Annotated in this window: 25 protein-coding genes; 13 read left to right on the forward strand and 12 right to left on the reverse strand. The window is 65.1% G+C overall.

The features are described from left to right. The 4 genes from K2O51_RS02350 to K2O51_RS02365 form a co-directional block, all read right to left on the reverse strand. Positions 1–1,161 carry an efflux RND transporter periplasmic adaptor subunit gene (locus K2O51_RS02350; RefSeq protein ID WP_011299928.1) on the reverse strand — a complete coding sequence of 387 codons (1,161 nt, stop codon included), beginning with the start codon at positions 1,159–1,161 and terminating at the stop codon, positions 1–3. 2 nt (positions 1,162–1,163) lie between these two features. After that, positions 1,164–2,525 (reverse strand): TolC family protein, encoded by a 1,362-nt coding sequence (locus K2O51_RS02355; RefSeq protein ID WP_140953215.1) that lies wholly within the window; start codon positions 2,523–2,525, stop codon positions 1,164–1,166. A gap of 191 nt (positions 2,526–2,716) precedes the next feature. Beyond that, a complete protein-coding gene (locus K2O51_RS02360; protein WP_011299926.1) occupies positions 2,717–3,151 on the reverse strand; it encodes a hypothetical protein in 435 nt (144 codons plus the stop codon). A 189-nt stretch (positions 3,152–3,340) separates the two neighbouring features. Then, positions 3,341–4,186 (reverse strand): amidohydrolase family protein, encoded by an 846-nt coding sequence (locus tag K2O51_RS02365; RefSeq protein ID WP_140953214.1) that lies wholly within the window; start codon positions 4,184–4,186, stop codon positions 3,341–3,343. Between the two features lie 99 nt (positions 4,187–4,285). On the opposite strand from K2O51_RS02365, the gene K2O51_RS02370 reads away from it, so the two are divergent. From K2O51_RS02370 to K2O51_RS02400, 7 genes are all read left to right on the forward strand, one after another. Continuing rightward, a complete protein-coding gene (locus K2O51_RS02370) occupies positions 4,286–5,041 on the forward strand; it encodes a GntR family transcriptional regulator (protein WP_011299924.1) in 756 nt (251 codons plus the stop codon). A gap of 3 nt (positions 5,042–5,044) precedes the next feature. Then, positions 5,045–6,061 (forward strand): tripartite tricarboxylate transporter substrate binding protein, encoded by a 1,017-nt coding sequence (locus K2O51_RS02375; protein ID WP_011299923.1) that lies wholly within the window; start codon positions 5,045–5,047, stop codon positions 6,059–6,061. A 93-nt stretch (positions 6,062–6,154) separates the two neighbouring features. Beyond that, positions 6,155–7,144, forward strand: a complete 990-nt coding sequence (locus K2O51_RS02380; protein WP_011299922.1) for a Bug family tripartite tricarboxylate transporter substrate binding protein — start codon at positions 6,155–6,157, stop codon at positions 7,142–7,144. Positions 7,145–7,329: 185 nt separating this feature from the next. Then, on the forward strand, positions 7,330–7,785 hold the full coding sequence (locus tag K2O51_RS02385; RefSeq protein WP_011299921.1) for a DUF305 domain-containing protein: 456 nt from the start codon (positions 7,330–7,332) through the stop codon (positions 7,783–7,785). 15 nt (positions 7,786–7,800) lie between these two features. Then, positions 7,801–9,282, forward strand: coding sequence for a YncE family protein (locus tag K2O51_RS02390; protein ID WP_011299920.1), 1,482 nt, complete (start codon positions 7,801–7,803; stop codon positions 9,280–9,282). Between the two features lie 70 nt (positions 9,283–9,352). Then, positions 9,353–9,862 (forward strand): RNA polymerase sigma factor, encoded by a 510-nt coding sequence (locus tag K2O51_RS02395; protein WP_084791992.1) that lies wholly within the window; start codon positions 9,353–9,355, stop codon positions 9,860–9,862. Beyond that, positions 9,859–10,656 carry an anti-sigma factor family protein gene (locus K2O51_RS02400; RefSeq protein WP_011299918.1) on the forward strand — a complete coding sequence of 266 codons (798 nt, stop codon included), beginning with the start codon at positions 9,859–9,861 and terminating at the stop codon, positions 10,654–10,656. Before K2O51_RS02395 ends, K2O51_RS02400 begins: the two co-directional genes overlap by 4 nt. Positions 10,657–10,686: 30 nt before the next feature. Here K2O51_RS02400 and K2O51_RS02405 read toward each other — a convergent pair whose 3' ends face one another. From K2O51_RS02405 to K2O51_RS02440, 8 genes are all read right to left on the reverse strand, one after another. Further along, positions 10,687–11,859: a xanthine dehydrogenase family Fe-S subunit gene (locus K2O51_RS02405; RefSeq protein WP_011299917.1), complete on the reverse strand. Its 1,173-nt coding sequence runs from the start codon at positions 11,857–11,859 to the stop codon at positions 10,687–10,689. Positions 11,860–11,867: 8 nt separating this feature from the next. Beyond that, entirely contained in the window at positions 11,868–12,695 is an 828-nt protein-coding gene (locus K2O51_RS02410; protein ID WP_011299916.1) for an FAD binding domain-containing protein, read from the reverse strand. A 3-nt stretch (positions 12,696–12,698) separates the two neighbouring features. Further along, the gene (locus K2O51_RS02415) at positions 12,699–15,080 is read right to left on the reverse strand and encodes a xanthine dehydrogenase family protein molybdopterin-binding subunit (RefSeq protein ID WP_011299915.1); all 2,382 of its coding nucleotides are present in this window, start codon (positions 15,078–15,080) and stop codon (positions 12,699–12,701) included. A gap of 158 nt (positions 15,081–15,238) precedes the next feature. Further along, positions 15,239–15,865: an N-carbamoylsarcosine amidohydrolase gene (locus K2O51_RS02420; RefSeq protein WP_011299914.1), complete on the reverse strand. Its 627-nt coding sequence runs from the start codon at positions 15,863–15,865 to the stop codon at positions 15,239–15,241. A gap of 7 nt (positions 15,866–15,872) precedes the next feature. Beyond that, positions 15,873–16,925, reverse strand: a complete 1,053-nt coding sequence (locus K2O51_RS02425) for a 2,5-dihydroxypyridine 5,6-dioxygenase NicX family protein (protein ID WP_011299913.1) — start codon at positions 16,923–16,925, stop codon at positions 15,873–15,875. 39 nt (positions 16,926–16,964) lie between these two features. Further along, a complete protein-coding gene (locus tag K2O51_RS02430) occupies positions 16,965–17,789 on the reverse strand; it encodes an alpha/beta fold hydrolase (protein WP_220630444.1) in 825 nt (274 codons plus the stop codon). 10 nt (positions 17,790–17,799) lie between these two features. After that, a complete protein-coding gene (locus tag K2O51_RS02435; protein ID WP_011299911.1) occupies positions 17,800–18,552 on the reverse strand; it encodes a maleate cis-trans isomerase family protein in 753 nt (250 codons plus the stop codon). A gap of 21 nt (positions 18,553–18,573) precedes the next feature. Further along, positions 18,574–19,536: an amidohydrolase family protein gene (locus tag K2O51_RS02440; protein WP_011299910.1), complete on the reverse strand. Its 963-nt coding sequence runs from the start codon at positions 19,534–19,536 to the stop codon at positions 18,574–18,576. A 431-nt stretch (positions 19,537–19,967) separates the two neighbouring features. On the opposite strand from K2O51_RS02440, the gene K2O51_RS02445 reads away from it, so the two are divergent. From K2O51_RS02445 to K2O51_RS02470, 6 genes are all read left to right on the forward strand, one after another. Further along, positions 19,968–21,569 carry an MFS transporter gene (locus K2O51_RS02445; RefSeq protein ID WP_220630445.1) on the forward strand — a complete coding sequence of 534 codons (1,602 nt, stop codon included), beginning with the start codon at positions 19,968–19,970 and terminating at the stop codon, positions 21,567–21,569. Positions 21,570–21,741: 172 nt separating this feature from the next. Beyond that, positions 21,742–22,959 (forward strand): ABC transporter substrate-binding protein, encoded by a 1,218-nt coding sequence (locus tag K2O51_RS02450; RefSeq protein WP_220630446.1) that lies wholly within the window; start codon positions 21,742–21,744, stop codon positions 22,957–22,959. Positions 22,960–22,964: 5 nt separating this feature from the next. After that, positions 22,965–23,756, forward strand: a complete 792-nt coding sequence (locus K2O51_RS02455; RefSeq protein WP_011299907.1) for an ABC transporter ATP-binding protein — start codon at positions 22,965–22,967, stop codon at positions 23,754–23,756. After that, on the forward strand, positions 23,753–24,490 hold the full coding sequence (locus K2O51_RS02460; RefSeq protein ID WP_011299906.1) for an ABC transporter ATP-binding protein: 738 nt from the start codon (positions 23,753–23,755) through the stop codon (positions 24,488–24,490). The genes K2O51_RS02455 and K2O51_RS02460 overlap by 4 nt, the downstream gene beginning before the upstream one ends. Before the next feature lie 12 nt (positions 24,491–24,502). Further along, complete coding sequence (locus K2O51_RS02465; protein WP_011299905.1) at positions 24,503–25,387, forward strand: branched-chain amino acid ABC transporter permease; 885 nt, start codon at positions 24,503–24,505, stop codon at positions 25,385–25,387. Further along, a complete protein-coding gene (locus K2O51_RS02470) occupies positions 25,387–26,436 on the forward strand; it encodes a branched-chain amino acid ABC transporter permease (RefSeq protein WP_220630649.1) in 1,050 nt (349 codons plus the stop codon). Before K2O51_RS02465 ends, K2O51_RS02470 begins: the two co-directional genes overlap by 1 nt. Positions 26,437–26,511: the final 75 nt, after the last annotated feature.

Here is a 26,511-nt window from a genome sequence, read left to right on the forward strand (position 1 = left end):
TTACCCCTGTTCGATGCGCTTGCGCTCGTTGTCGAGATGGAAGGCGCCATCCACCACGACACGGTCGCCGGCCTTCACGCCGCTGAGCACCACGCGCATGCCGTCGCTTTCCGCGCCGAGCTTCACGCGCGTCTGACGGAACTGGCCGCCGGGCATTTCGACGTAGACGAGTTCGTCGTTCCCTTCGCGCACCACGGCGGAAGCCGGCACCACGAGCTGGTCGACCGGCTTGCTGGCAATCAGCATGCTCGCCAGCATGGCCGGCTTGAGGCGGCCCTCCCGATTTTCCAGCTCCGTGCGGACCAGCACCGTGCGCGACTGCGGGTTCACCGTACGGCCCACATAGATCAGTTTGCCGGTGATGGTCTGACTGCCCTTGCCATTAGCCAGCGACGGCACCTCGATCTCCACGCTCTGCCCTTCGGCCACCTGCGCGGCCTGCTGTTCGGGCACTTCGGCCACGACCCATACGCGCGACAGGTCGGCCACGGTGTAGAGCGCGTCAGCCGGCTGCACGACCTGGCCTTGCGCCACATTGCGTTCCACCACGGTGCCACTGAGGCTCGAATACACGGGCGAATGCGAATTAATGCTGCCGTTCTTGGCCAGCTCCGCAATAGCGGCCGGGGACATGCCCAGCACGCGCAGCTGGTCGCGGTAGGCGCGCATTTCGGCCGATGCAATCGCCAGCTCGCTTTGGCGGCGCTGCAGCTCGCCGCGGCCGATCACGTCGGCCGCATAGAGTTGCTTCGCGCGTTCAGCATTGCGGGCCTGCAGTTCGTGCTGCGCCTCGCTCTTCAGGAAGGCCATCTGGGCTGCGCCGAGTTCAGTACTGTGCAGGCGCGCGAGCACCTGACCCGCCTTGACCTCCTGGCCCAGGCTCGCATACAGGTCGGTCACGCGCCCGGTCACGCTGGCGCCGACGCGCGACACGCGCTGTTCGTCGAAATCGATGCGTCCCGCTACGCGCAGCATCTCGCTGAACGCGGACGTGGACACCGGCGCTACCTTCAGGGTCTGCATCAGGTTGGGTTCGGGCTTGATGACACCGGGCGGCAGCTTGGGGGCTTCGGTCGCTTGGGCCGGCTCCTTCGAGCAGCCTGCCAGGGCAAACACCATGACGGCAGTGGCCGTCAGCGAAAGCAGGAAATTGGGGCGCATGATTATCGGTTCTGGATGGTGGAAGACGGCAGCGCAGCAGGCGCGGTGCCCAGGGCCGTCGACATGAGCTTTTCGATCTGGATGGCAGCGACCTGCAGGTCGAACTGCGCCGCGATCAGTTCATTGCGCGCGCCGCGCAGCACGCGCTGCGCGTCCAGGTAATCGAGAATGCCGCGCTCGCCGAAGCGGTAGGCGGACTCGGCCACGTTCAGCGCGGACTCGGCTTCGCGCACGATGCCGGACTCCAGTGCTGTCACCTGCGACTGTGTGATTTCGTACTGGCGGTACGCGGCTTCCAGTTCCTGCGTCAGCTCGAATTCGCGCGCTTCCAGCGCAGTGCGCGCCTGCGTGGCCTGCGCGGTGGCTTCGCCCACCGGACCGCTGCGGCGGTCCCACAGCGGAATCGTCACCACCAGCCCGATCTGCGAGACGTTGTTGTCCGGCTGGCGGTCCGTGCTCGCGCGCACGGCGACTTCGGGCCAGCGCAGCGAACGCTGGTAATCCACGCCGAGGCGCGCGCGCTCGAGTTCCATGCGGCGCTGGGTCAGTTCGGCGTTGCTGGCGTTCATCGTGCCGCGCAACTGCGGCAGCGGCGGCACATCGGGCACTTGGCCGAGATTGCCGTCCAGCGAGAACAGCGCCGGCATGGCGCCGCCAACCTGCTGGCGCAGCGCGGCCTTGGCCTGGTTCACGCGCAGTTCCGCCGTCTGCGCGCTTTTCTGCGTCGCGAGCAATTCGGTCTCTGCCTTGATCAGTTCATAGCGCGGGGCCTCGCCCACTTCCACGCGAAGGCGCGCGCGCGAATGGATCTGCCGCATCATCGCCAGGTCTTCGGACGCGGCCTGGAGTTCGCTCTCGCGGCGCAGAACCTCGAAATACGCCGTCTTCACGCGCGCGGCCAATTCGGCGCGAAAGCCCTGGCGCACGGCCTGAGACGCTTCCAGGCCGCGCGAAGCCATGTCCTGGCGCAGGCTGCGCTGGTGCGGATAGTCGAGCTTCTGGGTGATGGCGTAGGTGGGCGCGTTGCCGCTGGTCACGCCCGGCTGCTTGCCCTGCAGGCGGCCGTACATCACCTCGACCTGCGGGTTCGGATAGGCGCGCGCGCTAGTGATGGCGGCATTGGCGGCATCGACATTGGCCTGCGCGGCCTCGACGCCCTTGTTGGTGGATTGCGCGAGCGCCAGCAGTTGCTGCAGGCCATAGGAAGGACCGGTCACTGGGGCAGCGGATGCGGGCGGTGCAACGTTGCCGCCAGCCAGGACGACGGCGGCCGGCGGGCGCATGTCGTCGCTGGCCTGGGCCGGCACGGCCGCGAACGCCACCAGCGAAAGCGACGCGATCAGGGTCAGCTTGGTGTGTGTCATGAGTCGGGAAAGCAAGCCATAGGCTGCCTGCGCCATGCGTCATCGCCCGCCCCCTCGCGCGATGCGCGAGACGGACGGCAGACGTACCGCAACGGACTCAGCCGGCTACCGTTAAGGCGCGCCGGGAGTTCTGGGCAGGCAATGGGACGCGGCCTGCGCACGGCGATGCCGTGCACAGGGCGCGAAGGGAATCAGGCGAGGGAAATCGGCGGCTTGAAGAAAGCCGTGGCGGGCGGCGCGGTGCGCCCGGCGGGCGCCTGCCAGATATCGTCCGCGGGCAGCAGCAGCTTCACGGTCGGCAGGTCGAACAAGGCGCTGGACTCTTCGATTTCGTCCAGCAGATCGAGCGGATCGAGCAGATCCGCAGACCAGATGTTGCAGTAGCCGGGCGGCGGTTCGTCGACGATGTCGTCGTCGTTCAGCCCATCATCGCCAGGAACGACGAGCCGGCCGGTCGCGTCGACCGAGGGCAGCGATGCGACGTCGCTGACCTTGTCCGGCACGGTAATCGCGTGGGCGGCCACCGCGGCAATGTTTCCCTGTACACCCGCGTGCGCGTCCGCCACCGCTCCGTAGGAGAGCAGCGACAGGCACATGGCAGTCAGCAGCAGAAACAGGAATCGCATGGGTCCCGGGGGGGCGTTCAGCAGGGCTGGATGGCGCACTTTGTGGGTGCGTCAGAGGCCTTGCTGCGGTACAGCATTGTAACTTAACGATTACGATTGACTTGGAATCGTTACTTTCGTTCCTTTCACAAGGCACCTCACCGAACCAAGGGAGAGCACATCCGAAGGCAATCAAGTCGCAAAGTCGTCCTACAACCCAAACCCGTAAAGCACCGTCGCATTCCTCCAGCGCAGCGACTCGGCAAACCCGCCATCCCCCGCCCCCTCGCCACCAGTCGGCTCGCAGGGCCACTGGAAGAGCGCCGCGCATTCTCCAGCGCGGGCCGACGATTCATGATTGGTCCAAGGCCAGTCGCTGCCAAGCAGCAACCGGTCCTGCCCCACGACCCGGCGCCATGCCATTGCGAGTGAACGCCAGTCTGTGCCGGGCGGGAGCCGGTATGGGGCGCTGAACTTTACCCACACCTGCCGACGCTGCAGTGTCCGCTCAGCCACCGCGAAGACCGGATCTCGAACGCCTTGTTCGCCGGGCCTGCCAAAGTGGTCGAGCACGACAGGTGCCCCGCAATCGCCAAGCGAAGCGTCGAGTTCAGACAGCAGCGCAGCACCCTGACCGTTCGCGGTATGCAGTTCCACATGCCAGCCGAGCAAGGCAATCCGTTCGAACAATGTCCGCCACGGCGCTGTGCCGATGCGGCGCCACTCCGGGTCGCCGAAGAAATTGAGCCGGATGCCTCGCACGCCCGCCGCCTGCATGGCGGCCAACTGGCCGTCCGTCACCGACGGATCCACCACGGCCACGCCGCGAAGCCGCCCTGGCCTGGCGCGCAGCGCCGCAAGCAGCGCCGCATTGTCCGTGCCGAGAAAACTGGTTTGGACTACGACGCCATACAGGTCCCCCAGCGGCGCCAGCAGGCTCTGCCAGTCTTCGATGCGCGCGGAGTATGCAGGCCGGTACCGCGCTGCCGGCATGCCGGTTCCGGCATCGAACAGATGAAAGTGGCAATCCACCAGTGGCATCGCGTTGCGCGTCATCGTCGCTGCTCCTCGCATGCGGGTAAGCCCTGATATGGCATCAGGCGCCCCCATCTATACTCTAGTCCTCTAGAGGACACCAATCTACACGAACCCCAGATGCAAGACAACGCCCCGCTGCACAGCTCCGCAACCGCCGTCGGCGTGAGCCGCTACGGCCGGATCGCGGCCCAGTTGCAGCGCAAGATCGTGGACGGCGAATGGCCGCCCGGCGCGGCCATTCCGGCCGAAAGCACGCTTGCCACTGAGTTTGGCACGGCGCTCGGCACCATCCGCCAGGCGATAGCCGTACTCGTGCAGGAGGGATTACTGGAGCGGGTGCAGGGCAAAGGCACCTTCGTGCGCAATGGACTCACCGGTGCCAGCATGATGCGGTTCTTCCGCTTTCGGGCCGATGCGGGTGCGGCTGACGTGGCCATCCCGCGTTCCGAGATCCTGTCGTGCCGCGCCGTGCGGCTGGAGAAGTCTGTTGCGACGCTGTTCGGGCTGGACACAGGCGCTCGCGGGCTGGCGATCTCGCGGCGCCGCTGGCTCGACGACAAGCCTCGCCTGCTCGAATCGATCTGGCTGCCGCTGCCGCGTTGCGAGCCGCTGCAGCGCCTGCCCAAGGCCGAATGGGGCGACCTGCTCTATCCGTTGCTGGCTTCGCAATGCGGCATCACGATCCACCGTGCCGTCGACGAAGTGACATTCCGCACGCTCGATGCGGACCAGGCCGAATTGCTCGACCTGCCCGATGGTCACCCATGCGCGCTCGTGACACGGCGCGCGTATGACCTGCAGGGCAACTGTGCGGAGTACCGGCTGACAGAGGGCGACGCCTACGCGTTCCGCTACCAGGCGGACATCCGCTGACCCATGAAAAAGAACACTGATGTGGAGACAAGCTTGAATCCTTCGACAACATGCATCGCAGCCGCCGTGGCCACCAGCCTGCTGCTCAGCCCCGTCCTTGCGCAGGCCACGGAGTCGGCCGCGCAGTGGCCGAGCCGGCCCATCACCATTGTCGTGACCTACCCGCCCGGCGGCGGTGCGGACCTGATGGCGCGCATGATCGCGCCCGGGCTCGGGCGTGAACTGGGCCAGTCCGTCATCGTGGAAAACCGGCCCGGTGCCGGCGGGCAGATCGGCGCATCGTACGTCGCCAAGGCGGCGCCGGATGGCTACACGCTGATGGTCGATGCCTCGTCCTATGCGGTCAATCCAAGCCTGTATCCCCGCCTGCCCTACGACCCTGCCAAGGCCTTCACGGCAATTGGCGTGCTTGCGCGCTATCCCAATGTCCTGGTGGCCACGCCAGGATTCCCCGCGCATTCGGTCAAGGATGTCCTGGCGCTAGCGAAGCAGAAGCCGGGCACGGTAGCCTTTGCCTCGTCGGGCAATGGCTCCGCCCAGCACCTGTCCGGGGTGCTGTTCGAGCAGCGTGCGGGCGTGGACCTGCTGCACGTGCCTTACAAAGGCGGCGGCCCGGCCATGACCGATGTCATCGCGGGCCAGGTGCCGCTGTTCTTTGCCAACGTGGCCTCCAGCCTGCAGCACATCAAGGCCGGCAAGCTCAGGCCGCTTGCCGTGACGAGCCATACGCGCACGCCGGCGCTGCCGTCGGTGCCGACCATGGAAGAAGCCGGCGTGGCGGGCTACGAAGTTTATGAATGGAATGCGGCATTCGTCCCGGCCGGCACGCCCCAGCCGATTGCCAGCAAGCTCTCTGAAGCGCTGCAGAAAGTCATGAACAGCCCCGACGTGCGCAAGCGCATTGCGGAACTGGGCGGCGAGGTCGTGGCCGCGCCGCCGGCCGAGGCCGCCCGCTATATCGATAACCAGACCCGCCTGTGGGCCAAGGTCATCAAGGATGGCAACGTCAAGCCGGAATGAGGCAACCGCTGTCCTCCCGCCACGAATTCAAGTCACCAAGCCAAGCCGCCGAGCCAGGCCAAGCCAAGCCACTACGCATCACCGGAGAATTGCATGACCCAGTTTGACCCCGTCCGCCGCGACGTCCTGAAGCTCGCCGCCGCGCTAGGCGCCGGCGCCCTTGCCCCATCGCTCGCGCGCGCCCAGGCATGGCCGGCCAAACCCATCCGGCTGGTGGTGCCGTTCGCACCAGGCGGCAGCTCCGAGATCGTGGCACGCTCGACGGCCGCCGAACTGACCCGCCTGCTTGGCGTATCGGTGTTCGTGGAGAACAAGCCGGGCGGCGCGGGCAACGTCGCCATGGGGGAAGTGGCGCGCGCGGATGACCAGCACACGCTGATCCTCGGCCATATCGGTACCCTCGCGGTGAATCCCTACATCTTCGCGAAGCTGCCCTACGATCCGAACAAGGACTTCCGACCGGTTTCGCTGCTATCCAAGGTGCCGAGCCTGTATGTGATCCATCCCGACGTGCCGGCGAAGAACCTGAAGGAGTTCATCGCGCTGGCCAAGAGCAAGCCCGGCAAGCTCAACTACGGTTCGGCCGGCAATGGCAGCGCCGGCCATCTGGCATTCGAGTACCTGAAGGCCGCCTCCGGCACCTTCATCACCCACGTGCCCTACCGCGGCAGCGGTCCGCAGATCACCGATCTGCTGTCCGGCAGGCTCGATGCGGCTGCGGTCGGTGCGCCGGCAATCCTGCCGTTCATCAAGGCCGGCAAGCTGCGCTGCATCGCCACCGGCACGTCGCAGCGCATCCCGCAGTTGCCTGACGTCGGCACGGTGGCGGAACAAGGCTATCCGGGCTTCGAGATGACGCAGTGGTATGGCCTGCTTGCGCCGGCAAGTCTTCCCCAGGCGGCCACCGACAAGCTTGCGGACGCCGCCATCAAGGCGGTAAAGAGCCCGGCGTCGGCACAACGGCTCGGCGCCGATGCCGCGCTGGTGGTGGGCAGCACGCCGGAAGAGTTCGCGCGCTTCATCGCCCAGGAGCAAGCGCGGTGGAAGCCGATCATCGCGCGCGCGCAGATCAAACCGGACTGACATCGTCCGTGGCCCGGCTGCGGTACCTGCCAGCAACGTGGTGCGAACTTCGCATTCGACAGAGCCCCGCCGGGCACCTTGCATGCCTCGCTGAAGAATTCCGATTCGCGGTGGAATAAAGCCGCCCCCTCGTGCGTCTACCAGGCATGGGTCCGCTTCCCGGACCGCCTGAACCACGAGGAATCATGGCTCTCCCGCCCCGCCCACCGCGATCCTCCGCCTCTGCCCGGACTGTCCTGGCATTGACGGCGGCATTCCTGCTGCCGGCTATCGCTGCGGCCCAGGCCACCACCGACCAGCAGAAGTTCGCGGCCGAGAACGAGGCCGCCATGACCCGGATGATGGACGGCATGGCCGTCAAACCTAGCGGCGATATCGATCAGGATTTCGCGGCCATGATGATCCCGCATCACCAGGGCGCCATCGACATGGCCATGGCCGAACTGCGCTACGGGCGCAATGAACAGCTGCGGCGTATCGCGCAGGAAATCGTCGTCGAACAACTGCAGGAGATCGCCGCAATGCGGCTCGCGCTCGGCCAGCCATTGCCGCCATCCGCCCCAGCGCCGACCCAGCCTGACAACAGCGTCCAGCCAATGCCACAAGCAGCCGGGCACAGCCGCTCCACGCACGCACACTGACAACAAGACCAAGCCATGAACCGGAATCCTGTCCAGTCGTTCAAGACCGCCCTGACCTTCTCGCTGCTGGTCGGCCTGTCCGGCATCACCCTGGCCGGACAAGCGCCCGGTCCGCTGAACGCGCCCGACGTGCCCCTGAGCCACCGCGACCGCATCTATGCGGCCGAGCAGTTTTCCAACACGGTGTCGGTGACGGACCCGGCCGACAACAAGCTGCTGGGCGTGATCCGACTGGGCGATCCTGCGCCGGGCAATTTCAGCCCGCTGTATCGTGGTCAGGTGCTGGTGCATGGCCTAGGTTTTTCGCCCGACCGGCGCACGCTGGCCGTGGTGTCGATCGGCTCCAATTCGGTGTCTTTCATCGACACGGCGACCAATGCCATCCAGCACGTGACCTATGTGGGCCGTTCGCCGCACGAAGCGTTCTACACGCCCGACGGCAAGGAAGTCTGGGTGACGGTGCGCGGCGAGAACTATATTTCGGTCATCGATGCAAAGACGTTCGGGGAAAAGACACGCATCACCGTCGCCGCAGGCCCCGGCATGCAGATCTTTTCGCCGGACGGCAAGTACGGCTATATCTGCTCGTCGTTCAATCCTGAGACCGCGGTGGTGACCGTCGCGGATCACAAGGTCGTCGCACGCGTGAAGCAGGAAAGCCCGTTCTGCCCGAACATTGCCGCTACGCCGGATGGCTCGCAGGTGTGGTTCACGCTCAAGGACGTCGGCAAGACCCAGGTGTTCGAAGCGCGTCCGCCGTTCCGCATGATCAAGACCATCGAGACAGGACCGATCACCAACCACGTCAACTTCGCGCACACGGCGGCCGGGACGTTTGCCTATATCACCATCGGCGGGCTGAACCAGGTGAAGGTGTTCCGGACCGACGATTTCTCACAGGTCGCGACCATTCCAGTCGGCAGCCTTCCGCACGGCTTGTGGCCGTCCGGCGATGGCAAGCGCATCTATGTGGGGCTCGAAAACGCGGACAGCCTCGCGGCGATCGATACGGAGACTAATAAGGTTGTCGCCAATGTGCCCGTGGGCCAGGCGCCGCAGGCCATCGTCTATGTGCCGGATGCCGTGGCCGAAGGTTCGGGCACGCAAGGGCTGCAGCCGATCGGGCTGGCTGGACAGACCACGCAGCTCCGGCTACTGCCCGTGGTCAATGGCAAGCCCGTCGCCAGCGACAATGCGCCGACTAGCGTGACGTTGTTCGACCAGGGCCTGCTGCAGGTGTTGCAGGCGTCCGCCACGGGGCTCCAGCCCAAGCAGGCTTATGTGTTGGCGCTGGCCAGCCAGGCCGATGGCAGCGGTGTGCTGGAGCCGCTCGCCAATTTCATGGCGAACCCTGCGGGAGCGGCCATCGTCAATGCGATCGGGCCAATCCGGCAGGTTGTGCAGGGCATTGCCGGCACGGAAACGCGGCGCTATCTTGTGATCGCGCCCACGGACAACGGCAAACCCACTGCACCCGTGCAGGTGCAGGCCATGTAGGCGGGCGCGCGTTGTGGACGCTTATCCGGGAGGGCTGGCGGTGAAGGACCTGTTGCAGCAAGTCGAGCCGATGATCCCCGCGCTGCGGCGCTATGCGCGCGCACTGCTGCGAGACGCAGCCGCCGCCGACGATCTCGTGCAGGACTGCCTCGAGAAGGTCATCACTTACTGGGACAGCCGCCGCCACCACGGCGACACGCGCAGCTGGGTGTTTGCGATCCTGCACAACCTGGCGATGACCACGCTGCGCCGCCACGCCGGCACGTCGGGCCTGCATGTCGACATCGACGATGTGGCGGAATCCCTGAGCACCCGCGCCACCCAGGAGGATGCCCTGCACTACCAGGACCTCATGAGCGCACTGGACGCGCTGCCGGCCGAGCAGCGCAGCGTGCTGCTGCTGGTGTCGGTCGAAGACATGTCGTACGCGGACACCGCGCGCGTGCTCGACATCCCGATCGGCACAGTGATGTCGCGCCTGTCGCGTGCACGGGATAGGCTGTTGAGGATCATGGAAAGCGGCGAGACGGCGACGACAGCAGGATCGCCCCGGAAGGCGGCATTGCGGAGGGTCAAATGAACGAGAACCGGCCCGTGCAGGAAGAAGACCTGCAGGCCTATGTCGACAACGCGCTCGACGAAGCGCGCCGGCAAGAGATCGAGGCCTATCTGCGCGACCATCCGGACGTCGCGCGCCGCGTCGATGGCTATATCGTCCAGCGCCAGCGCCTGCGCGCTGCACTCGCGCCGGTTGCGAGCGAGCCGATCCCACCGGAACTGAACCTGCGCCATATGCTCGCCGCACGCCGCGCGCACACGGCTGCCCCGTGGCGCATGGCCGCGTCGGTGATCGTTGCGCTGTGCGTGGGCGGCCTGGCCGGATGGATGGGACGCGGCGCTACCGAGCCCGCGTCAGGCGGCATTGCCGCACTGGCGCGCGAGGCGACGGCGAGTTATCAGGTCTTCGCCCTGGACCTGAACCGCCCCGTGGAGATCAGCGCGAACGACCGTGCCGACCTGGTCAGATGGGTATCGGCACGGCTGCAGCGCCCTATTTCTGTCCCGGACCTCAGCCAGTCAGGCTACCGCTATATGGGCGGGCGCCTGGTGGCGACGGAGCACGGGCCGGCCGGGCTCTTCATGTACGACGACGGGCACGGCTCGCGCGTGGCCATGCTGGTGCGGCCGATGCAGATCGACCAGGATACGCCGATGAAGGCCCATCGCCAGGCCGGCATTGCCGGGTATTCATGGGCGGACCAGGGACTCGGCTACAGCCTGGTCGCCTCGGCTTCCACCAGCGGCCTGCATCCGCTCGCCGATGAAATGCGGCGGCAGATCGGCGCGCAGGTGCGCAAGCCCGCGCCGGCGTAGTGCCAACTTAACGCCAGGCGGGCCTGCGCATCAGCGCCCGCCTGCGCCGAACACCCGTTTCACGCGTTCCCACAACACGCCAAAGAACAGCGCGACGGGATTGAGCTGCGCTGTCTTCATCCGCTCGGCTTCGCTCAGCGTGGGATCCATCCTGCGCGCGACCGACTTGCCGAAGTCGGCGATCATGCGCCGCACGAAATCGCGCACGAGTCCGGAACGAGAGAACTGGGCGAGCGGGCCTTGCAGCGAATACTGGAGGTCCACTTCGACTTCCGTCTCGCTGGCCGAGCGTGCGGTGAGCTGGTAGGCAATATCGCCGGCGGCCTTGGAGTTGCTCAGCGAATCCTGCCCTGCGCCTTTGAGCACACCACGCATGCGGCTGTCATCGCGCTGCAGGCGTGCCGCACCTTCGAACCGCGCGGACATGGGGCCGAACTTGATCGCGATGTGTCCCTTGACCTTCTCGCCCTCGATTTCGGTCAGTACCGCGCCCGGCAGGCAGCCTGCAACGGCCGGCAGGTCGGCCATGAATGCCCATACGGCGTCGACCGGATAGGGCACGGCGAAGCTGCCTTCGATGCGGGACCAGCCCTTGCGGTCCGCGGCGCGCCCCGCTTCATTGGCTGCCGTGGCGGCCTGTACTGGCGCAGCGCCCAATGCCTCGTCGGAGACGGTAAAGCCGGTGAACTTCTTCGTAGCAGCGGCCAAAGGCGCCCCTGGCACCGTTGCGCCCGATGCCGCCCGGCGCGCATCAAGCACCGAACGGATAGCCGCGACAATGCCCATGTAGCCCGTACAGCGGCACAGGTTGCCCGACAGTTCATGGCGGATCGTGGCCTCGTCCGCATCGGGCAAGCGCAGCACGATATCGCGCGCGGTGGCGAGCATGCCCGGCGTACAGAAGCCGCACTGCAACGCATGATGACGATTGAACGCCGCGCGCAGGTCGGCCATGACGGCATCGTCCTCGTACCCCTCGACGGTGACGATATCGGCGCCCGCGCAACCGGCGGCGAAGGTAATGCATGAGCGCACGGGCTTGTCGTCGACCAGCACCGTGCAGGCGCCGCAGACGCCGTGCTCGCAGCCGAGGTGGGTGCCCGTCAGGCGATGCGTGTCGCGCAGGAAGTCGCCGAGATGCGTACGGTCCGTGCACGCGCCGGATACCTGCCGGCCATTGACGGTGAATGCGATGGTTTGCACAGGGCTCCTCAGTTCAGCATTTGCATCACGCAGCGCGTGACAACGGTGCGGCACAGCTTGCGGTCGATGGCGTCCTTGTCCGGCGCGGCGACGGCAATGGCCTCGTCCACGGCCTGGGCGGTCAGCGCGGCGGCGCCTTGCGCGGCGACGGCACGGGTCAGGTCGCGCAGGACGACCGGCGGACCGTCGAGCGCGCCGAGCACGATGCGTGCGAAGCGGCGGCTCGCGTCAAAGTACGCAGCACAGCTGGCCTCCGCGAACTCTCCGGTCTTGCGGCACAGCTTCTGATAGCCCCATCGCGTATCGGCAGTTACCGGAGGCACCCGTACTGCGGCGATCAGTTCGCCCTCTTCGAGCACCGTGGTGTAGGCGCCGATCATGAAGGCATCCATCGGTACTACGCGGGTGCCAGCGGCCGAGGCGAGCTCGACCTGTGCGCCGAGCGCCGTCATGGTCACCACCCAGTCTGCAGCAGGATCGGCATGCGCAAGGCTGCCGCCCACGGTGCCGCGATTACGGATCGCGCGGTAGGCAATGCCACCCGCTACCGCCTGCAGCATGGTGCCGCGCAGTGCATCGAAGACGCCGTCTTCGATCTGCGCGTGAGTCACGCACGCGCCGATACGCACATAGTCGGAACTCGCCGTGACCTCGCGCAGTTCCGCCAGCCGCGATACGTCGACGACAGTATCGGGGCGCGTCAGGCGCAGGTTCAGCATGGGGCCGAGCGACTGGCCCCCGCCCATGGTCTTGGCAACGTCGGTGCCCGCGCCAAGACGCGCGAGCGCATCGGCGAGCGAGCCCGGGGCTTGATAGGAAAAAGCGACGGCTTTCATCGGTCAGGCAGCCTTCCTGCTTTCGGACTGTGCGGCAGCGGCATCCAGTGCCTCCAACACCTTCCGTGGGGTCAGCGGGGTTTCCTTGAGTTCGACGCCGAAATCGCGCAGCGCATCGTTCACGGCATTGAAGATCGCGGCCGGCGGCGCGATGGCACCGCCCTCGCCCATGCCTTTCGCACCGAACTCCGTATGCGGCGACGGCGTTTCGAAATGGTGGATGCGGATCGACGGAATCTCGGTCGGTCCCGGCAGCATGTAGTCCGCCAGCGTCGACGCGAGCGGCTGGCCATTGCCGTCGTAGCGCATCTCTTCGAACATCGCGGTACCGATGCCCTGCGCCACGCCACCGTAGGTCTGGCCCTCCACGACCATTGGATTGATCATGGTGCCGCAGTCCTCGACGACCACGTAGTCGAGAATCTCGACGTGGCCGGAATCGACATCGACCTCCACGGCGACCGCATGCGTGGCATAGGTGAAGCTGCCCGTATCGACGGCCGGCTTGAAGCCCATGGTCGTTTCCAGCCCTTGTGCATCGACGTCGGACGGCAACAGGTGTGGGTTGATGTACCAGGCGTCTGCGATGCGATTGACGGCGATGCTGGCTTCCCCCGCGCGCACGTGTCCCGCCTCGAATCGCGCGGACTCCTCTGGCTGGCCGAGCATGTGCGCGCCGATCTTCAGCAGCCGCGGCAGCAGCGCCTTGCAGGCGCGCGACACCGCGCCGCCCGACATCACCAGCGAACGCGATGCGTAGGTGCCCGTCGAAAACGGCGTCAGTCCCGTATCGCCATGGACGACCTTGATCCGTGCGACATCGACGCCGAGGATTTCATTGGCAATCTGCGCGAACGTTGTTTCCATGCCCTGGCCATGCGAATGCACGCCTACGCGGACTTCCAGGCCGCCATCGGGCGTGATGCGCACGGTGGCGGAATCGAAGCCCGGAATCACCGGCGTGCCCCATGCCGCGAACACCGACGTACCGTGAGCCGATTGTTCGGTGTAAGTGCCGAAGCCCACGCCCACGTAACGACTTCCTTCCGGGCCGGCCTTCTGGCGCGCGCGGATCCCCGCCAGGTCGATCATCTCCATCGCCTTGCGCACGCTGGCGGGATAGTCGCCGCTGTCGAAATGCTTGTTGGTCACGTTGACGTAGGGCATGGCCTGCGGCGGCACGACGTTCTCGCAACGGACTTCCCAAGGTTCACGGCCGACTTCGCGGGCAATGGCGTCGATCAGCAATTCCATCGCAAAGCACACGCCCGTGCGCGCCACGCCGCGGTACGGCACGAAGCCGGGCTTGTTGGTGGCGACGCAAACAGTCTCGCAGCGATAGGCGTCGAACGCATACGGACCCGGCAGGTTGCCGATGGCCTGTCCCGGCTCCAGGCCAATGGTGAATGGCCAGACAGAGTAGGCACCGCCGTCGATCGCGATCTTCGCGTCCAGCGCCAGCAGCCTGCCGCGCGCATCGGCGTAGGCCGTCAGTTCATAGTGGTGCTCGCGCGAATTGGCCCCGGCGGTCAGGTGCTCGCGCCGGTCCTCGATAAAGCGGAATGGCCGCTTGTATGTCATGGCCAGCCACGCGATGCAGAGCTCCTCCTGCTGCAGCACACACTTGTAGCCGAACGCACCGCCCACATCGGGCGAGATCACGCGCACGCGTTCCTGCTCCAATCCGAGGCAGTGGCTCAGGATCGTGCGGATCATATGCGGCACCTGCGTGGCGCTGTACACGACGAGCTGGTCGAACTGGTGGTCCCAATAGGCCAGTACCGCCTTGCCTTCCATCGGCACCATGCACTGGCGCGCCAGGTCGATCTTGCGGTGCACCACGACGGTTGCCTCGCGCTGCCGCGCTTCGAAATTCTTGTCGGCGGTGAGCGTCAGGAAGTTGTTGTCGCGCCAGTGCTCGTGCACGCGGACCTCGCCCGCCAGTTGCTGCGCCTGCGCGACTTCGGTCAGCGCAGTCAGCTCGTCCAGTTCAAGCGAGACTTGTTCGGCGATGTCCTCCGCCTCGGCGCGGGTCGGCGCGAACGCCATCGCCACGGGTTCGCCGACGAAGCGCACCTTGCCGCTGGCCAGCGGCGGCTGCGCCGAAGGCTGATAGGACGGAAACGCCGAGTCGGCGACGATGTCCTTGGCCTCTTGCATGTCCTCGCGCACGATCACGGACGCGGCCAGACCCTGCGGCTTCGTCACCGCGAGCAGCCTTGCATGCGCCACAGGACTGCGCAGGAATGCCACTTCCTGCAGGTCCGGCATGGCGATATCCGCCACGAACCGGCCCTTGCCGTGCAGATGCCGGGCGTCTTCCTTGCGCGCGACACGCGCGCCGACCCCCTGGCCCCGCCCTTCCTCTGAATGATTCGGTTCCATCGATGTCCTGTCTTCGTGGCCGGCGGCCACGGCGGGCGAAGTGCCCGCCGCGACCCTTCACATACTCAGCATACTGACCAAAATGCTAAGGACCGTGGCCCCGGCCTGTCAATTGCGGCTTCACCGCATGGCAAGCGGCGCAAACGCCATACCTGCGCTCAATCGCGCACGCCGATCGCCGCCAGCGCGGCGGACCGCGGCATCACGGCCGCGTATTTCTGCTCCATGTCGAACAGATTGGCCTCGTGCGGGCCCAGCGCCCGATCGCCCACGCAGTCCGAGAGGACTAGCGGGCGGAAGCCATACTGCATCGCATCAACCACGCTTGCACGCACGCAGCCACTGGTGACGGCCCCGGCTACTAGCAGCGTCTTCACGCCACGCTGGGTCAGCCATGCAGCCAGTGAAGTACCGAAGAATGCCGATGGCACGGTCTTGCGTACCACGAGCTCGCCCGGCGCTGGCGCCAGTTCGTCCACGATGGCGCTGTTCCGGTCATGCTCCTTCAGCGTCAGCATGTTCGGCACCTTCATCGAGAAGACGTTGTGGTCAGCGCCATTGTCGGCATAGACAATGCGGCTGTGGGCAACAGGCCAACCTTCGCGGCGGGCTGCGGCCAGCAGCGGCACCGTGGCGCCGATAGCCTCGCGGATGTTCCCGCCGCCAAACACCGCGGGATCGGCAAAACCGTTGACGAAGTCGATGACCAGCAGGCCGAACGGCGGGGCCAATTCAAACGTGTTGCCGAAGCCCTGGCGCTGGTAGGCGCCGATTTCCTTGTGCATATAGGGACTACTCCTTCGGGTACTGGAAGCCGTCCGTGACCTTCCCTTCGGCCACCACGTCCTCGCCGTCGAGCCGTACAGTGCAGCGGCGCAGCGGGATATCGATATGGCAGGTCGTGGTGCGCTGCCCGCCGGCCTCGTTGTTGGGACCGAGCGAGAACAGGAAATTGCCCTCGAACGCGCGTGCATCCATGCCGATGGTCGCTTCGCGATCGTAAAGCCCCAGCGTCGCCCAGTGCGCACGTGGCTGCAGGCCCCAGCCAATGTGCGAGATCGCATAGGCCTCCGGGTCCTTGAACGAGGCCATATACTCGCTGAGCATTTCTGCGTGCAGGCCGCCTTCGATGCGCGTGGCGAAGCCATTCTCGACTGTCAGCGTGACCGGTTCGGTGACGTACGTCTTCTGCGGCAGCAGGATGTCGCCGCGATCGAGCACGATGGTGCCGCTGGCTCCTCCTTCATTCGGCCACGTCAGCACGAAGCCGCTGGGCCAGTGGTCCCAGCGTCCGGGCTCGTCGACGAAGCCGTACTCGCTGATGGCGGGGAACTCGCCAAGCGGGCAATGCAGGCTGGTGCCCGCAGCCGATACCACATGCATTGCCTTCGCGCGGCCCAGCCGCTCGGTGGCCGCCTTCACGCGCTCTCGGTCAGCCTCGGTCGGCACCATGCGCGCCAGCACCTCGGGGGGCTCGACAGCGAGCAGGATCTTGGTGCCGCCTTTCAGGATGTCGTGCTGCTCGGGCGAGAACAGCAGCGTCATCAGGTCCAGCACGAGGTCGCTGGCTTTCAGCGCCGAAATGGCGGCACGGTTGCCAGTCAGCGGCGTGGTGCCGAGATAGGCCAATGCATCGCGGCTCAGCGCCTTTTCACCGTTGACGGGCGGCAAGTCCAGCCGGTTCACGATCGCACCCATTGCCTGCGTCGCGATCAACGCGGTGGACAGGGTCTGCGGGTGCGTGGCGGCGCCGGTGAGGATGGTTACCGTCTGCCCTCGCTCGAGCTTCGACAGCTTGAGCACCTGGGTCCAGGCTTCGATCATCTGATGGTCGCTGACCGGCATGTCGGCTCCTTGCGTGACGGGGTGGGTGGCAGGCGTTCATCAAAGCAGCGGCGCACTGAGGAAATCGCCGAAGGCACGGTAGAAGCCGGCCTCGTCGTCCCACGGAATCATGTGGCCCGCATCGGCCACGTGGCTCACCAGTATGCCGGGCACGAGCTTGCGGATTTCCTCGACGTCTTCGGCGCGCACCACGTCGCCACGCCCGGCGGTCATCAGCAGCGTGGGTACCTTCACGTGCGGCAGGTCCGCGTGGATGTCGTCTTCGTGAAAGCCATTGAAGCTGGCGAGGATGGCGCGCTCGTCGCACGTGTGCAGCCATTCGGCGCGCAGGCGCAACTGATCTTCGGTCCACGTCGGGCAGAAGCGGCGCATGCCTTCGGCGTCGATACCTGCGCGGGCAAGGCAGATCGAATCGATGTACCACGGCAGTTGCGCGGGATAGGCGCGTCGGCCGGGGCCGGAGACAGGCGGATCGACCATTACCAGACGCGTGAGTCCTGCTGGATGCTGGCGCGCGGCACGCACGCCAATGCGACCGCCCATCGAATGACCAACGATGGCATAGCGCTGTAGGCCCAATGCTTGCGCGAACGCGATCACGTCAGCGGCTTGTGCATCGAGGCTGTAGTCGAGCGTGTCGCTGGCCTCAGACAACCCACGGCCGCGTACATCCAGCACATAGGTATCGAAGCGCTGGCCGAACTGCTCGCCGACGAAGCCCCACGTAATAGCCGGGCTCGTGATGCCCGGCACGATGATCACGGCATCGCGCGATGCCCGTTCGCCATCGTTGCCGCCATAGCGCAGGTAATGCTGGCGGATGCCGTTGGCATTGACATTGCCGCCGTAGAGGAAGGTGCTCACGGCGCAGGCCTCAGTAGGCGCCGGACAGCAGCGCACCGGCGCCCGGCACGACCGGCTCGAGGTCCAGCGCGCGAAGCATGGCGTAGGTCGTGGCAATGGCCGCGGTGATCACCGGCTTGCCGGTCATCGCTTCGACCTTCGCCACAGCCGGCAGCGAAGGCATCTGCACGCACGCCGACAGCACGATGGCATCGACATCGGCAATGTTCATCTGCGCAACGATAGCGGGCAGCTTCGCCGGATCGTGGCGACCGACTTCCAGGTTGTCCGGAATCTCGAGCGCCCGGTAGTCGACGACTTCATAACCCTCATTGCGGATGTAGTCGACGACCAGTTCGGTCAGCGGCTTCATGTACGGCGCGACAACAGCGATACGCTTCGCACCGATCACCTTCAGTGCATCGACCAGCGCGCCAGCACTGGTAATCACCGGCGCATCGCCGCCGTTCTCAGTCGTGTGCGCTTTCAGGCGCTGCTCGGACTTGCGGTGGTAGCCGTGGCCCATCGCCATGATCGCAACCAGGCAGGCATAGCCGAGCACGTCGACGCGCGCATCGGAAAGCTCGACGGCGCAGCGATCGGATTCGGCATCCATCGCGGCCAGTTCTTCCTTGACCACCTTCTTCATGCGCATGCGGCTCGAATGGAAGGTGAACCGTTCGGGGCGGATCTGCTGCCGTGCGGTCAGCATGGCCGGGATCTCGGTTTCCATCGTGGTGTTGGAGCTCGGCACGATCTGGCCGATGCGAAAGACTTTTTGCATGGGTGTCCTTGCGTAGTGCGATTACAGCTTCAGAATGCGTTGCGCGTTGCCGTGGCAAACCAGCGCACGCGTCGTGTCGTCGAGCGGCGCTTCCTCGATGAACTTCGCCGCAACCTCGGTGGATTCGTAGGGATAGTCGACCGAGAACATCACTGCTTCCGGCCCCATTTCGGCAATCGCGCCGGCCAGCGCACCGTGCGAGCACACGCCGGATGTAGTGATCACGATATTGCTGCCGATGTACTCCGACGGCGCGCGCGCGAGCCGCACGCCGTGCGAATAGACCGCAAAGCGGCTGTCAAAGCGCCAGCGCTGGAACGGCAGCCCTTCCCCCATATGGCCGAGGATGATCTTCAGGCGCGGGAAGCGGTCGAACACGCCGCCAAACAGCAGGCGCAGCGCATGCGATGCAGTTTCCACGCCCCAGCCCCACGCGGCACCATCGAGTTCTGGATGGCCGTTCAATACCTGCGGCTTCACAAAGGCATCGGTCGGATGCAGGTACATCGGCACGTCGAGCGATTGCATGCGCTCCCAGAATGCGTCGTAGGCCGGATCGTCGTAGTAGCGCCCGTGCGTGTGCCCATTCACCAGCGAGCCTTTGAAACCGAGCTCACGCACCGTGCGCTCGAGTTCCCTGGCGGCCAGTTCGGGGTCGTGCATGGGCAGTGCAGCAAAGCCCGCGAAGCGCGTGGGATGGCGCGCAATCTGTTCGGCCAGGAAGTCATTGCTCTGCTGCGCGCGCGCCACCGCAAGTTCGGAATCGGCTTCGCCCTGTACGCCCGGCCCCGTCTGCGACAGCACGGTGATATCGATGCCCGCGCGATCCATTTCCGCGAGGCGCAGCTCGTCAAAATCGGCAAGCCGGCGACCGAGGTCGGCAAAGACCGCCGGGTCGATATGTTGCGTAAATCCCTTTGAATAGGCCTGGAAACCTGGGGTCATGAAATGCTCTTCCAGGGCAATCTTCTTCACTGTCGTCATGCTGCGGGGGCTCCTGATGAGGGACTACCGTGCGCCGAACGCTTCTGCCGGGGCGCGGCGTCATTTATTCAGTACACTGACTAATTGCGGATTCTAGACAGCGAAATTTCAAAAGTCCAGCCAGGAGATCCGGAGGGTTAACACCTATAACGATGGCCCAACACGCTCAGTACACTGCCCCATATGCTCAGTATGCTGACGATATTAGCAAAGCATTTAAAAACAGCGATCGCAGCGAATCAGGGTTCTGTGTTCTGGCCCGCATTTTGCTCAGCATACTGCGTTTCTCATCAGCATACTGACTGATGCACCGGAAGCATGCACAGTGGCTCGCAACCGGGCTGTCGGCAGCCAAGTGGCTCGCTGCTTTGCACCATCCGGGAAGAAGAAAAGACAAATGAGACAACTGGCTTCACCATAGGACCCCCGCCATGACTATGAGCCTGACCCGCGATGAAGCGCGCGCCTCCGCTTCCGGCATGACCGCCGAAGAACGCAAGGTCATCCTTGCCTCCTCCTTCGGTGCGCTGATGGAGTGGTACGACTTTTACATCTACGCTGCGCTGGCGGTTTACTTCGGCGCCCTGTTCTTCCCGAAGGGCAATGAAACCGCCGCCTTCCTCGCCAGCCTCGCGACGTTCGGCGCCGGCTTCCTGATCCGCCCCGTTGGCGCACTGCTGTTCGGTCGTCTGGGCGACCTAATCGGCCGCAAGTACACCTTTCTCGTCACCATCCTGCTGATGGGCATTGCCACGGTCGGCGTTGGCGTGCTGCCCACCTACGAGCAGATCGGCATCGCAGCCACCGTGCTGCTGGTGCTGCTGCGGTTGTTGCAGGGCCTCGCGCTCGGCGGCGAGGTGGGCGGCGCGGTCACCTACGTGGCCGAGCATTCGCCGGTGAGCAAGCGCGGCCTGTACACAAGTTCGCTGCAGACCACGGCGACCCTGGGCCTGCTGTCGTCGCTGTTCGTGGTGTATCTGCTCAAGACGTTCCTGACCGAGGCGGAATTCCGTGCCTGGGGCTGGCGCATTCCGTTCATCGTGTCGCTGGTGATGCTGGTGATATCGGTGTACATCCGCGGCAAGCTGCACGAATCGCCAGTGTTTGCGCGCATGAAGGCCGGCAACGCGACATCGAAGGCGCCGATCCGCGAGAGCTTCACGCAATGGCACAACCTCAAGTTCGTGCTGCTGCTGTTCGTGGTGGCAGCCGGCCTTGGTGCGATTTTCGGCACGGGCCACTTCTACACGATGTTCTTCGTGAACAAGACGCTGCATGTGCCGATCGAGACGGTGCACATGCTGATCGCCATCGCACTGGTTGTAGCCACGCCTTGCTACCTGTTCTTCGGCTGGCTGTCGGATCGCATCGGCCGCAAGTACATCATGATGGTGGCCTGCTTGCTGGCGGCGCTCACGATTCAGCCCATCTTCCAGGGCCTGACGCACTACGCCAATCCGGCGCTCGAACACTTCCAGAAGCAGGGAAGCGTGCAGGTCACCGCAGGCAACTGCAAAGCGCGTCTGTTCGGTGATCCGGTGTCCGACTGCGACAAGATCCGCGGCTACCTGACCGACCTTGGCGTGGGCTACACCTTCGTGCCCGCCAGCGATGCGAAGGCCGAAATCCGCATCGGCGCGCAAGCGCTGCAGGGCTTTGACCGCGACGCAATCAAGCAAGCGCTCGTCGCAGCCGGCTGGCCCGAACGTGCCGATCCGGCGCACATCAACATGCCGATGCTGTTCCTGCTGCTGCTCGTGCCCATCCTGTACCTCGCGATGGTGTACGGGCCGATGGCCGCGTTCATGGTCGAACTGTTCCCGGCACGCGTGCGCTACACCTCGCTGTCCCTGCCCTTCCACCTGGGTGCGGGCTGGGTCGGCGGCATGCTGTCCTTCGTCGTCACGGCGATGAATGTATCGAGCGGCGACGTCTACTACGGGCTTTGGTATCCGGTGATCATCGCGGGCACTGCATTCGTGATCGGCATGCTGTTCGTGCCGGAGACGCGCGGTCGCGACCTGTCCACCTGAACCGCACGCGGACCCGTGAAGGGGCGGAGTCATCCGCCCCCTCTTTTCCGCCACATCGTCAGCATACTGATTTCATGACCGAGTGTCCGGGCGCGGCGATGGTGCCGGGGCACCGCCAGCCATAACCATCGCACCCACACGGATCATCCACGAAGACAACCGGGAGCCCCACATGTCAAACACTCGCACCGTCCGCACAATTGCCGTATCCACGGCCCTGCTGGGCCTCGCTGCTGCCGCACCCGCCTGGGCTGATGCCAATGGCGTGAAAATCGGCGTCATTACCGATATGTCGGGGTCGTATGCCGACCTCTCCGGCAAGGGCTCCGTGCTGGCCGCCCAGATGGCGGTGGAGGAATTCGGCGGCAAAGCGCTGGGCAAGCCAGTTTTGGTCCTCTCGGCCGACCACCAGAACAAGGCCGACATCGCCTCGTCGCTGGCTCGCCGCTGGTTCGACACAGATGGTGTCGATATGGTGATCGACTTCCCGAACTCGTCGACGGCACTGGCCGTGCAGGAAGTCGCGAAGCAAAAACAGAAAATCGACATCGTCTCGACCGGCGGCGCGATGGCGTTGACCAACCAGAACTGCTCGCCCACGGGCTTTCACTGGGCATGGGACACGTATTCGGTGTCGTATCCGCTGGTCAAACGAATGATCGACCAGGGCCGCAACAGCTGGTACTACATCACGGTTGACTATGCGTTTGGGCAGTCGCTCGAAGCCGACTTCCGCAAGGCGGTGGATGTCAGCGGCGGCAAGAACGTGGGCAGCACCAAGCATCCGCTCAACGCCAGCGACTTCAGCAGCCCGGTGGTGGCAGCGTCGGCGTCCAAGGCCAAAGTCGTGGTGCTCGCCAACGCCGGCAACGACATGATCAACGGCGTGAAAGCCGCCGGGGAATTCGGCCTGGTCAAGGCCGGCCAGACCGTCATCACGCCGTCCACGTTCATCACTGATATCAAAAGCCTGGGCCTGAACACCGCGCAGGGTCTGACCTATGTGGACCCGTTCCGCCTGGACCTGGATGAGAAATCCAAAGACTTCGTCGAGCGCTACTACAAGCGCCACAAGGCCTACCCGACGCACGGCCAGATCGGTGTCTACTCCGGCGTGCTGCACTACCTGAAGGCAGTGGAAGCGGCCAAGACAGTCGATGGTCCGGCCGTCGCCGACAAAATGCGCGCGCTGCCCGTCAACGACGCCTTCGTGCACAACGGCAAGGTGCGCGCAGACGGCCGAATGGTGCATGACATGTACCTCGCGCAGGCCAAGACCCCAGCCGAATCAAAGGGCCCGTGGGACCTGGTCAAGTACATTGCGACCATCCCTGGCGACGAGGCATTCCGCCCGCTGTCGGCCAGCGAGTGCGCGCTGGTGAAGAAGTGAGCGCCATGTCCGACAACGACGTTATCCTGCAGACGCGCGGCCTGACCAAGAGCTTCAAGGGCTTCACGGCCGTGAGCGATGTCAGCCTGCGCGTGCGCCGCGGGTCGATCCATGCACTGATCGGCCCGAACGGCGCGGGCAAGACCACTTGCTTCAACCTGCTGACTAAGTTCCACGCGCCCTCTTCGGGTTCGATCCACTTCAACGGTACCGATATCACCGCCCTGCGGCCTGCGCACATCGCTCGCATGGGCGTGATCCGCTCGTTCCAGATCTCGGCAGTGTTTCCGCAACTGACCGTGCTCGAGAACGTGCGCGTGGCGCTGCAGCACAAGCTCGGAACGGCTTATCACTTCTGGCGCAGCAAGCGGTCGCTGTCGAGACTGGATGCGCGCGCCATGGAACTGCTCGATGCAGTGGGACTGGCGAGCTTCGCACGACTGCCGACCGCCGAGCTGGCCTATGGCCGCAAGCGTGCGCTGGAGATCGCCACCACGCTGGCGATGGACCCGGAACTGATGCTGCTTGACGAACCGACGCAAGGCATGGGGCACGAAGACGTGGAAACGGTCACAGCGCTCATCAAACGTGTCTCGGCGGGACGCACGGTGCTGATGGTCGAGCACAACATGAGCGTGGTCTCCTCCATCGTCGATCGCATCACCGTGCTCCAGCGCGGCGCAGTTCTGGCCGAAGGCAGCTATCAGGAAGTCTCGAACGACCCTCAGGTGAAAGAAGCGTATATGGGAACCACCGACGAGGCCGACGACCTTCACGTCCGTGCGGAGGCCGCATGACCCAGGCCACGATACCTGCACTGGAAATCCGCGACCTCCACGCCTGGTACGGCGAATCGCACATCCTGCATGGCGTTGATCTCACGGTGAATGCCGGCGAGGTCGTCACGCTGCTGGGCCGCAACGGCGCGGGCCGCACCACTACCCTGCGCGCGATCATGGGCCTGGTGGGCCAGCGCAAGGGCTCGGTGCGCGTGCATGGCCAGGAGACCGTCACGATGAAGACGCACCGCATCGCGCCGCTCGGACTCGGCTACTGCCCGGAAGAGCGCGCCATCTTCTCGAGCCTGTCTTGCGAGGAAAACCTGCTCCTGCCGCCCGAGTTCCCGCGCTCGGCCGGCGCAGTTGGCCTGCGCGAGCCCATGACAGTCGGCGAAATCTACGAGATGTTCCCGAACCTGCTCGAACGGCGTAAGAGCCAGGGCACGCGTATGTCGGGCGGGGAGCAGCAGATGCTGGCGGTCGCGCGGATCCTGCGCACGGGCGCTAGCGTACTGCTACTCGATGAAATCTCGGAGGGCCTCGCGCCGGTCATCGTGCAGAAGCTCGCGAAGATGATCACCATGCTGCGCCGGCGCGGCTACACCATCGTGATGGTCGAACAGAACTTCCGCTTCGCCGCGCCGCTGGCTGACCGCTTCTATGTGATGGAGCACGGCGCCATTGTGGAGGCATTCGAATCGGCGGAGCTGGAACGCAAGATGCCGACGCTTAACGCACTGCTCGGCGTGTAAGGAGATTTGCCAATGGAATTGTTCGGAGTGCCCCTGCCGGCGCTGCTTAGTCAGCTCTTGCTGGGACTGGTGAACGGGTCGTTCTACGCGATCCTGAGTCTGGGCCTGGCCGTGATCTTCGGCCTGCTCAACGTGATCAACTTTGCCCATGGTGCGCTGTTCATGCTCGGCGCAGTGCTGGCGTGGATGGGCATGAACTACCTCGGCCTCAACTATTGGCTGATGCTGCTGCTCGCGCCGCTGGCGACCGGCGCCATCGGCGTGGTGCTGGAGCGCACCATGTTGCGCCACCTGTACCGGTTCGACCATCTCTACGGACTGCTGCTGACGCTGGGCATCTGCCTGCTACTGGAAGGATTGCTGCGTTCCGCCTACGGCGTTTCGGGCCTGCCTTACCCAACACCGGAAGCGCTCACGGGCGCGACGTCGCTGGGTTTCATGGTGCTGCCCAACTACCGCGCGTGGGTCGTACTGGCGTCGCTGGCCGTGTGCTTTGCGACCTGGTACATGATCGAGAAGACACGGCTCGGTTCCTACCTGCGTGCCGGCACCGAGAATCCGCGCATTGTCGAAGCGTTCGGCATCAACGTACCGCTGCTGGTGACACTGACCTATGCGTTCGGCGTGGGGCTGGCCGCGCTGGCCGGCGTGCTCGCCGCCCCGGTAATGCAGGTGTCCCCGCTGATGGGCCAGAACCTGATCATCACCGTCTTTGCGGTCGTGGTGATCGGCGGCATGGGCTCCATCCTCGGATCGATCTTCACGGGCCTTGGCCTCGGCGTGTTCGAAGGCCTCACCAAGGTGTTCTACCCCGAGGCTTCGGCCACGGTCGTGTTCGTGGCCATGGTTTGCGTGCTGCTGGTGCGCCCGGCCGGTCTCTTTGGAAAGGAAGCATGATGACGGCACGCGACAACCGCGCCACGTTCGCTTACGGGCTGCTGCTCGCGGTCCTGGTGGCAGCCCCGTTCCTGGGCGCCTATCCGGTGCTGGTGATGAAGCTGCTGTGCTTCGCGCTGTTCGCCTGCGCCTTCAACCTGCTGCTGGGCTTCACCGGGCTGTTGTCGTTCGGCCATGCGGCCTTCTTCGGCGGCGCGGCCTATGCCTGCGGCTATGCGATGAAGTCGCTGCATGTCACGCCCGAACTCGGCTTGCTGTTGGGCACAGCATTCGGCGCGCTGCTCGGCCTGGCCTTTGGCGCACTCGCTATACGCAGACAAGGCATCTACTTCGCGATGATCACGCTGGCGCTCGCGCAGATGTTCTACTTCTTCTGCCTGCAGGCGCCCGTCACCGGCGGCGAAGACGGCTTGCAGGCAGTGCCGCGCGGCAGCCTGTTCGGCGTGGTCTCGCTGGAGCCGGACATGACCACGTATTACCTGGTACTGGCCATCACGGCGGCGGCGTTCCTCGGCATCATGCGCATCGTCAATTCGCCGTTCGGGCAGATCCTGCGCGCGATCAAGGAGAACGAGCCGCGGGCAATCTCGCTTGGCTATGATGCGGATCGTTTCAAGCTGCTGGCGTTCGTGCTGTCATCAGCGCTTGCAGGCCTGGCCGGCGCACTCAAGACGCTGGTGCTCGGCTTTGCGACGCTGACGGATGTCCACTGGATGATGTCGGGCGCCGTGATCCTGATGACGCTCGTTGGGGGCATGGGAACGCTTTCGGGCCCCATCGTCGGCGCTCTCGTCATCGTTGCACTGGAGAACAAGCTTGGCGATGCCGGCACCGCGCTCGCTTCGCTGACCGGCATCCCCTGGTTCGACTCGCTCGGCGAATCCGTCAGCATGGTCACCGGGCTGATCTTCGTGGTTTGCGTGCTCACGTTCCGGCGCGGCGTCATGGGCGAAATCGAGGCGCGGTGGAAAAACCGCCCTGCCTCACGCCCCATCGTTCCGACCCCCCGCACAGTCCAATCCGGCGCCGCCGGCACCGGACAGGGTTAACGCGGATAGTTCCCACATAAAACATCAGTACACTGACCGTTATAGTCAGTGTACTGACAGATAAGTAACGGAGAA

The sequence above is a fragment of the Cupriavidus pinatubonensis genome, from assembly GCF_019602855.1.
Taxonomy (GTDB): Bacteria; Pseudomonadota; Gammaproteobacteria; order Burkholderiales; family Burkholderiaceae; genus Cupriavidus; species Cupriavidus pinatubonensis.

What these genes read in the sequence shown, in the direction of transcription:
- K2O51_RS02350 (WP_011299928.1), bottom strand. Translation starts at nt 1,161, where the DNA reads ATGCGCCCCAATTTCCTGCTTTCGCTGACGGCCACTGCCGTCATGGTG.
- K2O51_RS02355 (WP_140953215.1), bottom strand. Translation starts at nt 2,525, where the DNA reads ATGACACACACCAAGCTGACCCTGATCGCGTCGCTTTCGCTGGTGGCG.
- K2O51_RS02360 (WP_011299926.1), bottom strand. Translation starts at nt 3,151, where the DNA reads ATGCGATTCCTGTTTCTGCTGCTGACTGCCATGTGCCTGTCGCTGCTC.
- K2O51_RS02365 (WP_140953214.1), bottom strand. Translation starts at nt 4,186, where the DNA reads ATGACGCGCAACGCGATGCCACTGGTGGATTGCCACTTTCATCTGTTC.
- K2O51_RS02370 (WP_011299924.1), top strand. Translation starts at nt 4,286, where the DNA reads ATGCAAGACAACGCCCCGCTGCACAGCTCCGCAACCGCCGTCGGCGTG.
- K2O51_RS02375 (WP_011299923.1), top strand. Translation starts at nt 5,045, where the DNA reads ATGAAAAAGAACACTGATGTGGAGACAAGCTTGAATCCTTCGACAACA.
- K2O51_RS02380 (WP_011299922.1), top strand. Translation starts at nt 6,155, where the DNA reads ATGACCCAGTTTGACCCCGTCCGCCGCGACGTCCTGAAGCTCGCCGCC.
- K2O51_RS02385 (WP_011299921.1), top strand. Translation starts at nt 7,330, where the DNA reads ATGGCTCTCCCGCCCCGCCCACCGCGATCCTCCGCCTCTGCCCGGACT.
- K2O51_RS02390 (WP_011299920.1), top strand. Translation starts at nt 7,801, where the DNA reads ATGAACCGGAATCCTGTCCAGTCGTTCAAGACCGCCCTGACCTTCTCG.
- K2O51_RS02395 (WP_084791992.1), top strand. Translation starts at nt 9,353, where the DNA reads ATGATCCCCGCGCTGCGGCGCTATGCGCGCGCACTGCTGCGAGACGCA.
- K2O51_RS02400 (WP_011299918.1), top strand. Translation starts at nt 9,859, where the DNA reads ATGAACGAGAACCGGCCCGTGCAGGAAGAAGACCTGCAGGCCTATGTC.
- K2O51_RS02410 (WP_011299916.1), bottom strand. Translation starts at nt 12,695, where the DNA reads ATGAAAGCCGTCGCTTTTTCCTATCAAGCCCCGGGCTCGCTCGCCGAT.
- K2O51_RS02415 (WP_011299915.1), bottom strand. Translation starts at nt 15,080, where the DNA reads ATGGAACCGAATCATTCAGAGGAAGGGCGGGGCCAGGGGGTCGGCGCG.
- K2O51_RS02420 (WP_011299914.1), bottom strand. Translation starts at nt 15,865, where the DNA reads ATGCACAAGGAAATCGGCGCCTACCAGCGCCAGGGCTTCGGCAACACG.
- K2O51_RS02425 (WP_011299913.1), bottom strand. Translation starts at nt 16,925, where the DNA reads ATGCCGGTCAGCGACCATCAGATGATCGAAGCCTGGACCCAGGTGCTC.
- K2O51_RS02435 (WP_011299911.1), bottom strand. Translation starts at nt 18,552, where the DNA reads ATGCAAAAAGTCTTTCGCATCGGCCAGATCGTGCCGAGCTCCAACACC.
- K2O51_RS02440 (WP_011299910.1), bottom strand. Translation starts at nt 19,536, where the DNA reads ATGACGACAGTGAAGAAGATTGCCCTGGAAGAGCATTTCATGACCCCA.
- K2O51_RS02445 (WP_220630445.1), top strand. Translation starts at nt 19,968, where the DNA reads ATGACTATGAGCCTGACCCGCGATGAAGCGCGCGCCTCCGCTTCCGGC.
- K2O51_RS02450 (WP_220630446.1), top strand. Translation starts at nt 21,742, where the DNA reads ATGTCAAACACTCGCACCGTCCGCACAATTGCCGTATCCACGGCCCTG.
- K2O51_RS02455 (WP_011299907.1), top strand. Translation starts at nt 22,965, where the DNA reads ATGTCCGACAACGACGTTATCCTGCAGACGCGCGGCCTGACCAAGAGC.
- K2O51_RS02460 (WP_011299906.1), top strand. Translation starts at nt 23,753, where the DNA reads ATGACCCAGGCCACGATACCTGCACTGGAAATCCGCGACCTCCACGCC.
- K2O51_RS02465 (WP_011299905.1), top strand. Translation starts at nt 24,503, where the DNA reads ATGGAATTGTTCGGAGTGCCCCTGCCGGCGCTGCTTAGTCAGCTCTTG.
- K2O51_RS02470 (WP_220630649.1), top strand. Translation starts at nt 25,387, where the DNA reads ATGACGGCACGCGACAACCGCGCCACGTTCGCTTACGGGCTGCTGCTC.